This window comes from Micromonospora sp. WMMD975 (genome assembly GCF_029581215.1).
In the GTDB taxonomy this organism is placed as follows: domain Bacteria; phylum Actinomycetota; class Actinomycetes; order Mycobacteriales; family Micromonosporaceae; genus Micromonospora.
The window spans coordinates 6,097,947-6,111,161 of record NZ_CP120739.1; the positions used below are offsets into that span (position 1 = coordinate 6,097,947).

At 72.3% G+C, this 13,215-nt stretch carries 8 protein-coding genes; 5 read left to right on the forward strand and 3 right to left on the reverse strand.

The annotated features are described in order from the left end of the window. Nucleotides 1-73: 73 nt before the first annotated feature. Nucleotides 74-1,693 carry an FAD-binding oxidoreductase gene (locus O7613_RS27355; protein WP_282290769.1) on the forward strand — a complete coding sequence of 540 codons (1,620 nt, stop codon included), beginning with the start codon at nt 74-76 and terminating at the stop codon, nt 1,691-1,693. An 854-nt stretch (nt 1,694-2,547) separates the two neighbouring features. Here O7613_RS27355 and O7613_RS27360 read toward each other — a convergent pair. After that, nucleotides 2,548-4,623, reverse strand: coding sequence for a SpoIIE family protein phosphatase (locus O7613_RS27360; protein ID WP_281585509.1), 2,076 nt, complete (start codon nt 4,621-4,623; stop codon nt 2,548-2,550). Between the two features lie 165 nt (nt 4,624-4,788). Here O7613_RS27360 and O7613_RS27365 point away from each other — a divergent pair, with 165 nt between their 5' ends. Next, the gene (locus tag O7613_RS27365; RefSeq protein ID WP_281585508.1) at nt 4,789-9,153 is read left to right on the forward strand and encodes a HAMP domain-containing protein; all 4,365 of its coding nucleotides are present in this window, start codon (nt 4,789-4,791) and stop codon (nt 9,151-9,153) included. Then, a complete protein-coding gene (locus O7613_RS27370; RefSeq protein WP_281585507.1) occupies nt 9,150-9,707 on the forward strand; it encodes a response regulator in 558 nt (185 codons plus the stop codon). Before O7613_RS27365 ends, O7613_RS27370 begins: the two co-directional genes overlap by 4 nt. A gap of 4 nt (nt 9,708-9,711) precedes the next feature. Here O7613_RS27370 and O7613_RS27375 read toward each other — a convergent pair whose 3' ends face one another. Then, nucleotides 9,712-10,233, reverse strand: coding sequence for a MarR family transcriptional regulator (locus O7613_RS27375; protein WP_281585506.1), 522 nt, complete (start codon nt 10,231-10,233; stop codon nt 9,712-9,714). A 53-nt stretch (nt 10,234-10,286) separates the two neighbouring features. Between O7613_RS27375 and O7613_RS27380 the strand changes: the two genes are divergently transcribed. Beyond that, the gene (locus tag O7613_RS27380; protein ID WP_281585505.1) at nt 10,287-11,189 is read left to right on the forward strand and encodes an ABC transporter ATP-binding protein; all 903 of its coding nucleotides are present in this window, start codon (nt 10,287-10,289) and stop codon (nt 11,187-11,189) included. Continuing rightward, the gene (locus O7613_RS27385; protein WP_282290770.1) at nt 11,186-12,778 is read left to right on the forward strand and encodes an ABC transporter permease; all 1,593 of its coding nucleotides are present in this window, start codon (nt 11,186-11,188) and stop codon (nt 12,776-12,778) included. The genes O7613_RS27380 and O7613_RS27385 overlap by 4 nt, the downstream gene beginning before the upstream one ends. Nucleotides 12,779-12,795: 17 nt before the next feature. On the opposite strand, the gene O7613_RS27390 is transcribed toward O7613_RS27385, so the two are convergent. Continuing rightward, nucleotides 12,796-13,128 carry an STAS domain-containing protein gene (locus O7613_RS27390; RefSeq protein WP_281585503.1) on the reverse strand — a complete coding sequence of 111 codons (333 nt, stop codon included), beginning with the start codon at nt 13,126-13,128 and terminating at the stop codon, nt 12,796-12,798. Nucleotides 13,129-13,215 lie beyond the last annotated feature (87 nt).

Below are 13,215 nucleotides of genomic sequence, written 5' to 3' on the forward strand. Positions count from 1 at the left end.
ACCCCCACCAGCTCAACCATGCAGGCCGCCGATTCGCGCCGTCAGCCATTAGAACATGTGTACGATAACCGTCATGGCGGCTGCTGCGCGTTCCACCGACCGACCCGGAGCCCTCGAGATCACCCGGAAGCTGGCTGAGATCTGCGGTCCGCCGTTCGCCCGTTTCGCCGGCCCGGCCGACGAGGTGGCCGGTCGCACCGCCCGCTGGGTGGCGGTGCCGGGCGGCCCGCGTGCCGCTGCCGAGGTGCTACGGCTGGCCGCGGCGCACGACCTGACCGTGGTGCCGCGCGGCGCCGGCACGAAGATCGACTGGGGCGCCGCCCCGGCCCAGGTCGACATCATGCTCGACACCGGCCGGCTGGCCGGGGTGTGGCACGAGCCGCGGGCCGCCGCGGTGGCCGAGATCGGTGCCGGCACGCCGCTGCGCGCCGTCCAGGCCACGCTGGGCCGCACCGGTCGACGCCTCCCGGTCGACGTGCCCTCGCCCGGTGCGACGCTGGGCGGGGTGCTGGCCGCCGACGAGGCCGGCCCGTTGCGCCACCGGCACGGCAGCCCGTGCACGCAGCTCGTCGGCGTCCGCTACCTCGACGCCGACGGCGAGCTGGTCAGCGTCGGCGAGTCCGGCACGGCGCAGCTCGGGCGGGCCGACCCGGCGGGCGGCTTCGACGTCGGCGGCCTGTTCGCGGCCGATGGGGGCGGCGACGGGGTGGGCGGCCCGGGCGGTCCCGGCGACGCGACGGGGTTCGGCGCCGGTGGTCTGGACGGTCGCGGTGATGCGATCGGGTTCGGCCGTGGCGGTCTGGATGGTGACGGTGACCCGGCGGGTTTCGGCCGTGGCGGTGGCGGCTTCGGCCCGGCGGCCCTCGGCGGGGATGCGGTGCTCGGTCGCGGCGACCTGCCGGGGCTGGACGTGGCCCGGCTGCTCTGCGGCTCGCAGGGCGGGCTCGGGGTGCTGGTCTCGGCCACCATGCGGGTGCAGGCCGTGCCGGCTGGCCGGGTCTGGGTGTCCCGTCCGGTCTGGACGCCGCTGGAGTTGCACGACCTGGTCCGCGCGGTGCTCGCCGCCGACGTCGGGCCGGCCGCGGTCGAGCTGGACCTGCCGGTGCCGGTGCCCCTGCCCCGCCGCCGGATCCCGGCGAGCCATCCGTCGGTGGCCGGCCGCCCCGAGCATCCGGCGGTGACCGGGCGACCGGCGGCGGGCAGCCTGGTGGTCCTGCTGGAGGGCGGCCCGTCCGACGTGGCGGAGCGAGCCGAGCGGCTGGCCGCGGTGCTCGGCGGCGAGTCGGTGGTCAACCATCACGCGCCGGAGTGGTGGGGGCGCTACCCGTTCGCCCCCGGCGACACCGCGCTGCGCATCGACGTGCCGGTCGACGACCTGCACGCCGCGGTCTACGCGCTGCGCGACGCCGCCGGCGCCCCGATGCCGGTACGCGGGTCGGCCGGCGTCGGCACCGCGTACGCCGCCCTGCCCGGCGCGCTGCCGCCCGAGCGGGTCGCCTCAATCCTGAGCGCGGTCCGCAGCGTGCTGGTCGCCCGAAGGGGCCGGTGCGTGGTGGTGGCGGCGCCGGCTCCGGTGCGCCGCGCCGTCGACCTCTGGGGCGACCTGCCGGCGTTGACGCGGTTGCGCAGCGCCAAGGCGCACCTGGATCCGCACCGCCGGCTGGCCCCCGGCCGTCTTCCCGGCGGTCTCTGACCCCGACCTCGACCGGGCCGCCCAATTCCGTGGCCCTTGACCTTGGCCGGGCCGCCGGTGTGTCAAGTGGGACTGTTGTCAGTGGGGTTCGTCCTGTCGGCGGTGACAAGCGGACGCACTGCACCGCCAACTTCATGCACGCCGGACCGCGCCGAGATGACGCCATTGATCGCGCGCGTGATCTGCGGCCGACCATCCACCACCCTGCTCCCAGGTGCCGGCCGACCCCTCTCGCATGCCGGGAGCCGGTGAGATCTTGGCAGGAAAGTGCCCCTCCAGGGGCCGATACCTTCCAAGTCACCTGGTCTCGTCGGGACGCCGCGCAGGCGTGAAAACGGGCAACCGGCCGCACGGTGGTCTGCTCTCCGGCCGGGTCTCGTGCGAGGAAGCGTGGGCGGTGATCGTTTGGCCATGATCAACACCAGTTCGGTGAAGTGGGGGCATCGCCGGTGGTCGGATTCCGCCACATCACCGAACTGGCGTCCGGCCTACCGACGTCTCCCGAGCACCGCGGGCATCAAGACGGCCAAACGGGTGCAAGCTGGGTCAATTTACCGGTCAGATCTCAGGCGGTCACAGATCTTGGACTTGTGGCGCCTCCGATACCAGCCCGAAACCGACATATCGCGGCACCGCAAGTCCAAGATCGAAGAAGCGGCCCCACCCAACCCGCCCGCCCTCCAGACGGCCAGCGGGTGATCATGAGGTTAGCGGGAGCAAAAGTGACAAAACTGAGCGCCAACCTCATGATCGCCCGGGGGCCCGGGGGCCCGGGGGCCCGGGAAGCGGTGGGAGCGGTGGGAGCGGTGGGAGGCCGGGAGGGATGGGAGCTCGGGAGCCGGGGGAGGGGCGGGTCAGGGGGTTTCGTTGCGGAGGACCAGGACGGCGATGTCGTCGCGTGGGGGCTCGGGGGAGAAGGCGATCGTGGCGGCGCGCAGCCGCGCGGCGACCACGTCGGCCGAGTAGCCGGCCAGCGGGGCCGCCGACTCGCGCAACCGCTCGGTGCCGAACAACTCCCGGCCGCGCCGTCGCTCGGTCACCCCGTCCGTGTAGAAGATAAGCGCGTCGCCGGGCTTGAGCGCGACCTCCGCCGTCGGGGTGGTGATCGTGTCGAGCAGGCCGAGCGCGGTGCCGCTGGCGCCGACGAACGTCGCGCCGCCACCGCCGTGCAGCAGCACCGGCCGGTCGTGGCCGGCGAGGTGCAGGGACACGTCGAGCTGGTCGCCGTCGCCGGGCGCGACGGAGGCCAGCGCGAGTGTGCAGTAGCGTCCGCCGCCGCGTTCGACGAGTGTCTCGTTGAGCCGGCCGAGCACCTCCGGCAGTGGCTTGCCGTCACCGACCAGGACCCGGATCACGTCCCGCACCAGGCCGGTCACGGTGGCGGCCTGCACGCCCTTGCCGGAGACGTCACCGACCACCACCAGCCAGCGGTTGTCCGGCAGCGGCAGCACGTCGTAGAAGTCGCCGCCGACCTCGGCGTCGTCGCCGGTCGGGACGTACTCGGCGGCGAAGCCGATGCCCTCGACCAGCGGGAGCGCCGGCGGCAGCAACGACTTCTGGAGGGCCTGCGCGACCCGGCGGCGCTCGGCGTGGATGCGGGCGTTCTCGATGGCCAGCGCGGCCCGCCGGGCCACGTCCTCCAGCACCGAGACCTCGTCCGGGTCGTGCCGGTGCCGCTGGTGCCGGCCCACGGCCAGGGTGCCGAGCCGCTGCCCGCGGGCGATCAACGGGACGGCGAAGCCCTCCATCGGCCCGCCCAGCGGCACCTGCGTCTGGCTGCGGGTCGCCTCGCGGAGCCGGGTCTGGACCGAGTCCGGGCCGGTCTCGGCGAGGAACCGGTGCAGGTGGGGCAGGAGCGACTCGTCGGCGTGGCTGCACGCGGCGAGGCGCAGCCGCCCCCACTCGTCGGTGGTGTGCACCGCGCACCACTGGCCGAGCCGGGGGACCACGAGCTGGGGGATGAGCGCCATCGTCAGCTCGACGTCGAGGGACTGGGCGAGCAGCTCGCTCGCCTCGGCGAGGAAGGTGAGCCAGGCGGAGCGGCGTACGTCGGCCCGGCGCAGCCGGTCGTTCTCCAGGTGCAGCGAGAGCCGCTCGGCGGCCAGTACCGCGAGCGGCCGGGCGTACGTCGAGGGCGCCGCGTCCAGTTCCAGTTCGCCGGCGTACGGGCGGTGCACGGCGAGCGGGACGCGCAACAGCTCGTTGCCCTCGCGTGGCTGCCGGCCGTAGCGGGCGAACACCTGGGTGCCCAGCCCGTCGCCCCGGTCGAGCCGGACGGTGCCCCCGGCGGCGCCCACCATCTCGGCCACCCGGGTCAGCAGCCCGACGGCGAAGTCGGGCAGCGGTTCGTCGGCGTACGGGTCGGGGGTGGTCTGCATGAGTTCGCTCATCGCCGCGGCGCTCGGGGTGCCCTCTTCCACCGGCTGCGCCGTCGCCCGGGCCGGCGGGGCGGACGGGCGGGCGGCGCCGGACAGGCCGGGACGGTCCAGGCGGAACCAGACGCCCTTGCCGGTGGGCAGGTAGGTGGTGCCCCAGCGGCTGGCGAAGTGGTCGACAAGCAGCAGGCCACGCCCGCGCGCGGCCACCTCGGTGATGTCGGAGGTGGTGTTGCGGACGCCGACGGTGAGTTCGTCGACCGGGCCGGAGGCGAAGTCGGTGACCGTGACGGTGAACCCGGCCTGGTCGGCTTCGACCTCGATGTCCAGTTCGGTGCGCGCGTGCTCGACCGCGTTGGTGGTCAGCTCGGTGGTGAGCAGGAGCGCCTCGTTGAGCAGCTCGGGCAGGCCGGTTTCGAGGAGCGTGGCGCGCACGAGCGCCCGGGCCGCGGCCGGGGTGCGCCGGTCGGCGGGTAGGCGGACACGCCGGACCTGCTCGTCCGCGCCGCCGCTGTGGGTCGGCTCCACCTCCGCTGACACCTTCACATCCTCCATCGCCGCCACCCCGGGTGCCAAGCGCCTCGCTCGAACCGGCCGACCGGGTGGATACGGGGCGTGACGCGCCATCAGCCGCCGGTGACCTCGACGGATGGCGCGGCACAATGATGGGATGGCCGCGTGTCGGCGCGAGCCGGTGAGCCCCGAGCTGAGCGAGGAAAGATGACCACGGCGAAACAGTCGGTGACCGCGGATCCGTCCGCGCCCGACCACGAGGTGCTCCTCGGCGAGCTGGTCGAGGCGCTGGAGCGGGTGGCCCGCGGCGACCTCCGGGTCCGCCTGCCGCGGCGGGCGGGGCTCTCCGGTGAGGTCGCCGACGCCTTCAACGATGTGGTGTCCCTGCAGGAACGGCAGCACCTGGACCTGCGCCGGATCAGCCGGATCGTGGGTCGGGACGGGCGGCTGACCGAGCGCCTGGACGACGAGGGCCTGGAGGGCTCCTGGGCGGAGGGTCAGCGGGCGGTCAACTCGCTCATCGACGACCTGGGCCGACCGGCCACCGAGATCGCCCGGGTCATCGTGGCGGTGGCCGACGGCGACCTCTCCCAGCACATGGCGTTGGAGATCGACGGTCGCCCGCTGCGGGGGGAGTACCTGCGCATCGGCCGGACCGTGAACACGATGGTGGACCAGCTGTCGTCGTTCGCCGACGAGGTGACGCGGGTGGCCCGTGAGGTGGGCACCGAGGGCAAGTTGGGCGGCCAGGCGGACGTGCGCGGCGCGGCCGGCACCTGGAAGGACCTCACCGACTCGGTGAACACCATGGCGTCGAACCTGACCGGCCAGGTGCGGTCGATCTCGCAGGTGGCGACCGCGGTGGCGAAGGGCGACCTGTCGCAGAAGATCACGGTCGGGGCGCGCGGCGAGGTGGCCGAGCTGGCCGACACGATGAATTCGCTCACCGACACGTTGCGCCTCTTCGCCGAGCAGGTGACCCGGGTGGCCCGCGAGGTGGGCACGGAGGGCAAGTTGGGCGGCCAGGCGCAGGTGCCGGGCGTGGCCGGCACGTGGAAGGACCTGACCGACAACGTCAACTCGATGGCGTCGAACCTGACCAGTCAGGTGCGGAACATCGCGCAGGTGTCGACCGCGGTGGCCAAGGGCGACCTGTCGCAGAAGATCACGGTGGCGGCGCAGGGTGAGATCCTGGAGCTGAAGGACACCGTGAACACGATGGTGGACCAGCTCTCGTCGTTCGCCGACGAGGTGACCCGGGTGGCCCGCGAGGTGGGCATCGAGGGCAAGCTGGGCGGCCAGGCCCAGGTGCGCGGCGTCTCCGGCACCTGGCGCGACCTGACGGAGAACGTCAACCAGCTCGCCGGCAACCTGACCAGCCAGGTGCGGAACATCTCCCAGGTGTCCACGGCGGTGGCGAAGGGCGACCTGGGGCAGAAGATCACGGTGGACGCGCAGGGCGAGATCCTGGAGCTGAAGAACACCGTGAACACGATGGTGGACCAGCTGTCCTCGTTCGCCGACGAGGTGACGCGCGTCGCACGCGAGGTGGGCACCGAGGGCAAGCTGGGTGGCCAGGCTCAGGTCAAGGGCGTGTCGGGTACGTGGCGGGACCTGACCGACAACGTGAACTCGATGGCGTCGAACCTGACCAGCCAGGTCCGCAACATCGCGTCGGTGACCACGGCGGTGGCGAAGGGTGACCTGTCGCAGAAGATCACGGTGGACGCCCGGGGCGAGATCCTGGAGCTGAAGTCGACGGTGAACACGATGGTGGACCAGCTGTCGTCGTTCGCGGACGAGGTGACGCGGGTGGCCCGCGAGGTGGGCACCGAGGGCAAGTTGGGCGGTCAGGCGCAGGTGCGTGGCGTCGCCGGCACCTGGCGCGATCTGACCGACAACGTGAACTCGATGGCGTCGAACCTCACCGCCCAGGTCCGCAACATCGCGCAGGTGTCGACCGCGGTGGCGAAGGGCGACCTGTCGCAGAAGATCACGGTGGATGCGCAGGGCGAGATCCTGGAGCTGAAGTCGACGGTGAACACGATGGTGGACCAGCTGTCGTCGTTCGCCGACGAGGTGACGCGGGTGGCCCGCGAGGTGGGCACCGAGGGCAAGCTGGGTGGCCAGGCTCAGGTCAAGGGCGTGTCGGGTACGTGGCGGGACCTGACCGACAACGTGAACTCGATGGGGTCGAACCTCACCAGCCAGGTCCGCAACATCGCGTCGGTCACGACGGCGGTGGCGCGTGGTGACCTGGGGCAGAAGATCACGGTGGACGCGCAGGGCGAGATCCTGGAGCTGAAGAACACCGTGAACACGATGGTGGACCAGCTGTCCTCGTTCGCCGACGAGGTGACCCGGGTGGCCCGCGAGGTGGGCACCGAGGGCAAGCTGGGCGGTCAGGCGCAGGTGAAGGGCGTCTCCGGCACCTGGCGCGACCTCACCGAGAACGTCAACCAGCTCGCGTCGACGCTCACCACGCAGCTGCGCGCCATCGCGCGGGTCTCCACGTCGGTGACCCGGGGCGACCTGACCCAGCGGATCAACGTCAAGGCCCAGGGCGAGGTCGCCGAGCTGAAGGACAACATCAACCAGATGATCGTCACCCTCGGGGAGACGACCAAGAAGAACGCCGAGCAGGGCTGGCTCGACTCCAACCTGGCCCGCATCGGCGGCCTGCTCCAGGGCCAGCGGGACCTGGGCGAGGTCTGCCGCATGATCATGATGGAGGTGACCCCGCTCGTCGACGCGCAGCTCGGCGCGTTCTTCCTGGCGGACAGCTCCGAGGGCAGCATGCGGCTGCGGCTCACCGCCTCCTACGGGTACGTGGCCCGCGGGCACGACGTGACGTTCGGTCCCGGTGAGGGGCTGGTCGGTCAGGCCGCGCTGTCCCGCCGGACCATCCGGGTCAAGGCGCAGCCGGACGGGCGGCTGGTGGTCCGCTCCGGGCTGGCCGACACGCCCCCGGCCGATCTGGTGGTGCTCCCGGTGCTGTTCGAGGGGGAGCTGCTCGGCGTGATCGAGTTCGCCGGCGTCACCACCTTCTCCGACCTGCACCTGGCGTTCCTGGAGCGGCTGGTGCTCACCATCGGCGTCGCGGTCAACACCATCCAGGCCAACCGTCGTACGGAGGAACTGCTGGCGCAGTCGCAGCGGCTGGCGCACGAGATGCAGGACCAGTCGGCGGAGTTGCAGCGTACGAACGCCGAGCTGGAGGACAAGGCGAAGCTGCTGTCGGAGCAGAAGGCGAACATCGAGACGCAGAACCGGGAGATCGAGTTGGCCCGGTTGGGCCTGGAGGAGAAGGCGCAGCAGCTCACCCGGGCGTCGGCGTACAAGTCGGAGTTCCTGGCGAACATGAGCCACGAGCTGCGTACGCCGCTGAACTCGCTGCTCCTGCTGGCCCGGCTGCTCGCCGAGAACCCGGAGCGGAACCTGAGCGCGAAGCAGATCGAGTTCGCCCGGACCATCCACAGCGCCGGTTCGGACCTGCTCTCGCTGATCGACGACATCCTCGACCTTTCCAAGATCGAGGCGGGGCGGATGGACGTGGAGCCGACCGAGGTCCACTTCTCCGAGATCCGCGGGTACGTCGAGCAGGCGTTCGCGCCGCAGGCCGAGGAGAAGGGGCTGGACTTCCAGGTCCGGGTCAGCCGGGAGCTGCCGCCGGCCCTGGTCACCGACGCCCAGCGGTTGCAGCAGATCCTGCGCAACCTGCTCTCCAACGCGGTGAAGTTCACCGACAACGGCGCGGTGACGCTGCGGATCGGTCCGGCCGCCGAGAACGTCGTCTTCGACGTGCCGGCGCTCACGAACGCCCAGCGGGTCATCGCGTTCACCGTGATCGACACCGGGATCGGCGTCTCGGACGACAAGCTCTCGCTGATCTTCGAGGCGTTCCAGCAGGCCGACGGCACGACCAGCCGGCGTTACGGCGGCACCGGGCTCGGCCTGTCGATCAGTCGCGACCTGGCCCGCCTGCTCGGCGGCACGATCACCGTGTCGTCCGCGCCCGGGCAGGGCTCGACGTTCACCCTCTTCGTACCGGATGTGCTGGCGCCGGACGCGGTGGTGGCGCCGGCGCCGCCGTCGCCGAGCCGCGCGGGCCTGCCGTCGTCGCTGCTCATGCCGATGGAGCTGCCGCCGCCGCAGGAGACGCCGGCCGCCCGCCGGCTGGACGGCGTGACGGTCCTGATCATCGACGACGACGTGCGGAACGTGTTCGCGCTGACGTCCGCGTTGGAACTGCACGGGATGACCGTGTTGTACTCGGACAACGGGGTGGACGGCGTGCGCCAGCTCGCCGAGCATCCGGAGGTGGACATCGTCCTGATGGACGCGATGATGCCGGACCAGGACGGGTACGAGACGACCGCGCAGATCCGCCGCAACCACCGCTTCGCGGACCTGCCGATCGTGTTCCTGACCGCCAAGGCGATGCCCGGTGACCGGGAGTCGGCGCTGGCGGCCGGCGGTAGTGACTACATCACCAAGCCGGTGGACCTGGACGAGCTGATCGGGCTGATGGCGTCCTGGATCGGCCGGAGCAAAGGCGAGGAGAGCGCGTGACGCAGACGGCCAAGGCCCTGCTGGTGGACGACCGGCGGGAGAACCTGATGGCGTTGGAGGCGATCCTCCAGGGTCTCCCGGTGCAGTCGGTCGCGGTGGAGAGCGGTGAGGCCGCGCTCAAGCAGTTGCTCGTGGACGACTTCGCGGTGATCCTGCTGGACGCCCAGATGCCGGACATGGACGGCTTCGAGACCGCCACCCACATCAAGCGGCGGGAGCGGACCCGGCACGTACCGATCATCTTCCTCACCGCGGCGGACAAGGACGCCCAACTCGCGCTGCGCGGCTACCAGGTGGGCGCGGTGGACTACCTGACCAAGCCGTTCGACCCGTGGGTGCTGCGGGCCAAGGTGACGGTCTTCGTCGAGCTGTGGGTGAAGACCCGGCAACTCGCCGCCCAGTCGGACCTGGTGCGGGAACGGGACGTGCAGTTGCGGCGCCTCACCGAGGCGGTGGACTCCGCGACCGCGCTGTTGCGCGCCGACGACGACCCGGCGATCCGGGAGCGGGCGGCGGATCTGCTGGAGCAGGCCCGCTGGGGCAACACCCGCTGACGGCTCAGTCGGCCGGGCGACCGTGCCCGGTCGCGGCCCGCCGGGCCCGCCAGCGGTCGCCGAGCGCTTCCACCTCCTCCTGTACGAAGAGGAAGAAGTCCCGCATCTCGGCGACCCGTTCGCCGGCCGGGGTGCTCCGGCCGGCCAGCGCCTCGACGCCGCCGCCGGCGATGTCGATGAAGTTCTTGTAGAGCGTGGTCTTGGTGATGGTGGCCTCGTACCACGGGTTGTCGGGCATCCGGTAGCGGTCGCGCCGGGAGCCCTTGACCGGTTCGCGGACCAGCATGGCGAACTGCGTCAGGTAGCGCACCGCGCCGGAGACGGCCGCCGCGCTGACGCCCAGCCGCTCGCCGATCTCGCCCGCGGTCAGTGGCTCGTCGGCGCTCATCACGGCGAACAGGACCCGGGCGGCCATCCGGGGGAAGCCCACGTCGGCGAAGGCCATCGCCATCCGTTCGACGAAGAGGTGGACCTCCTCCTCGTCGCGGTGGCCCGGCTCGTTCATGGTCGGCTCCTCGACACTCACCCCGTGACCCTACAGTCTTCACAACTTTCTGAAATAAGCGTAGCTTCCGAAGCATGGAAACTGCCATTGAGGTGTCCGGCCTGGTCAAGACATTCGGCCGCACCCGAGCGCTCGACGGACTCGACCTGACCGTCCGTACCGGAGAGGTGCACGGCTTCCTCGGCCCGAACGGCTCCGGCAAGTCGACCACCATCCGGGTGCTGCTCGGCCTGCTGCGGGCGGACGCGGGGGCCGTCCGACTGCTCGGCGGCGACCCGTGGCGGGACGCCGTCGCCCTGCACCGACGCCTCGCGTACGTGCCCGGCGACGTCACGCTCTGGCCCAACCTCAGCGGCGGCGAGGTGATCGACCTGCTCGGCCGGCTGCGCGGCGGGCTCGACCCGACACGTCGCGCCGAGCTGCTGGAGTCGTTCGAGCTGGACCCGCGCAAGAAGGGCCGCACCTACTCCAAGGGCAACCGGCAGAAGGTCGGCCTGGTGGCCGCCCTCGCCTCCGACGTCGACCTGCTCATCCTCGACGAGCCGACCTCCGGGCTCGACCCGCTGATGGAGGAGGTCTTCCAGCACTGGGTCCGCCGGGCCCGCCACGACGGCCGCACCGTGCTGCTCTCCAGTCACATCCTGGCCGAGGTGGAGGCGCTCTGCGACCGGGTGACGATCATCCGCGCCGGCCGGGCGGTGGAGTCCGGCACCCTCGGCGACCTGCGCCACCTGCACCGCACCGCGATCGACGCCGAGGTCGCCGCCCCGCTCGACGGGCTGGCCGACCTGCCCGGCGTGCACGACCTGCGGGTGGACGGGCGCCGGGTGCGCTTCGACGTGGACACCGCCGCGCTCGACGCCGCCCTTCGCCGCCTCACCGAGCTGGGCGTACGCAGCCTGGTCAGCACGCCGCCGACGCTTGAGGAGCTGTTCCTGCGGCACTACGAGAGCGCCCCGGAAGAGGTGTCCCGATGAGCACGCTCACCGGGACCCGGCACCTGGTCCGGCTGATCCTGCGCCGCGACCGGCTGCTGCTGCCGCTCTGGGTGCTGGTCCTCGCCGCCCTGCCGGTGTCGTACGCGGCCAGCTTCCTCGAACTGTTCCCGACCGCCGCCGAGCGGGCCGCGTACACCGAGGGCACCGCCCGCAACCCCTCCGTCGTCGCGCTCCTCGGCCCGGTCTACGGCGACAGCGTCGGCGCGTTGACCGCCCAGCGCAGCGGCTTCCTACTGGTGATCGTCGCGCTGGCCAGCCTGCTCACCGCGATCCGGCACACCCGCACCGAGGAGGAGGCCGGCCGGCGGGAACTGCTCGGCGGCAGCGTGCTCGGCCGGTACGCCGGGCTGACCGCCGCGCTGCTCGTCACGTACGCGGCCGACCTGCTGCTCGGCCTGCTCACCGCGGCCGGGCTCGCCTCGACCGGGCTGCCCGCCGCCGGCTCGTACGCGTACGGGCTGGTCGCCGCGCTCACCGGGATGGTGTTCGCCACGCTCGGCGGGTTGGCCGCGCAGCTCACCGAGACCGCGGGCGGGGCTCGGGGCATCGGCATCGCCGGCCTCGGCGTCGCGTTCGGGCTGCGCCTGGTCGGGGACACCGCCGGCAACGACTGGCCGAGCTGGCTGTCCCCGCTGGGCTGGGCGGCGCGGGTCCGCGCGTACGAGGGGGAGCGGTGGTGGGTGCCGCTGCTGCCGCTTGCCGCCGCCGCGCTGCTCGCGGCGTTCGCGTACCCGCTCTCGGTCCGTCGCGACCTGGGCGCGGGCCTGCTGCCGCCCCGGCTCGGCCCGGCCACCGCCGGCGGCGCGCTGTCCGGGCCGTTCGGCCTGGCCTGGCGGCTGCACCGGGGGCAGATCCTCTGGTGGTCGGTCGGGTTCGGTCTGCTCGGGCTGATCCTCGGCGGCGCCGCGGAGGCGGCCGGTCGTTCGGTGGAGGGCAACGCGCAACTGGAGGAGATCATGTCCCGGCTCGGCGGGGCCGCCGGACTGGCCGACGCCTACCTGGGCGCCACGCTGAGCGTGACCGGGCTGGCCGCGGCCGGGTACGGCATCCAGGCCGCGCTGCGAATGCGCGCGGAGGAGTCCGCCGGCCGGGCCGAGCCGGTGCTCGCCACCGGCACCCGCCGCTCGACCTGGCTGCTCTCGCACGTGGTGTTCGCGCTGCTCGGGCCGATCGTGGTGCTCGCGGTGACCGGCCTGACCACCGGCCTGACCTACGGGTTCAGCGTGGGCGACGTGCCCCGACAGGTGGGCCGGATGGTCGGCGCGGGCCTGGCCCAGGCGCCGGCCGCCTGGGTGCTGGCCGGGTTCGCCGTCCTGTTGTACGGACTGTTGCCCCGGCTCGCGTCGGCCGCCTGGGCGGTGCTGGCGGTCTGCGTGCTCCTCGGCCAGCTCGGCGCCGTGCTGCGCCTGGACCGGTGGCTGCTGGACCTGTCCCCGTTCACGCACACCCCCCAGGTGCTACGCGCAACGTGGAGCCCCACCCCGCTCTGGCTGCTGACCGCCCTGGCCCTCGCCCTGGCCCTGACCGGCCTGCTCACGTTCCGCCGCCGCGACCTCCCAATCACCTGACCCGAGGTTGGCGGCGGTCAGGGGGTGGATTCGTTGCGGATCATCAGGGCGCTGCGCAGGCCGGTGATGTCCAGGACGCGAATCAGGAAGTCGCCGACGTTGCTCAGCATCAGCACGCACTGCATGTGGCTGGCCTTGCGGCTGAGCACCACGAGCGTGCCGAGGCCCTGGGAGTCGCAGAACGTGACGCCACTCAGGTCGAGCACGATGCGCGGGGGAGGATCTGCCAGCACCTCGTTGACCACCGTCGAGAGCTGGGCGGCCGTGAGCATGTCGATCTCACCGGCCAGGCGAAGCACGGCTTCGTCACCGGTCCGGTGCACGGTGATGGACAGTTCGGCACGATCCACCCGGTCAGCCTATCGCGATCTCGACGAGTGGGCCTGTCGAGCGCCCCCGCCCCGCCCGTCGCCGCTCTTTCCCGGAAAGCGTGGCCA

Bases quoted from the DNA above. Each gene is read 5' to 3' on its own strand.
- O7613_RS27355 (WP_282290769.1), top strand. From the start codon at position 74: ATGGCGGCTGCTGCGCGTTCCACCGACCGACCCGGAGCCCTCGAGATC.
- O7613_RS27360 (WP_281585509.1), bottom strand. From the start codon at position 4,623: ATGGAGGATGTGAAGGTGTCAGCGGAGGTGGAGCCGACCCACAGCGGC.
- O7613_RS27365 (WP_281585508.1), top strand. From the start codon at position 4,789: ATGACCACGGCGAAACAGTCGGTGACCGCGGATCCGTCCGCGCCCGAC.
- O7613_RS27380 (WP_281585505.1), top strand. From the start codon at position 10,287: ATGGAAACTGCCATTGAGGTGTCCGGCCTGGTCAAGACATTCGGCCGC.
- O7613_RS27385 (WP_282290770.1), top strand. From the start codon at position 11,186: ATGAGCACGCTCACCGGGACCCGGCACCTGGTCCGGCTGATCCTGCGC.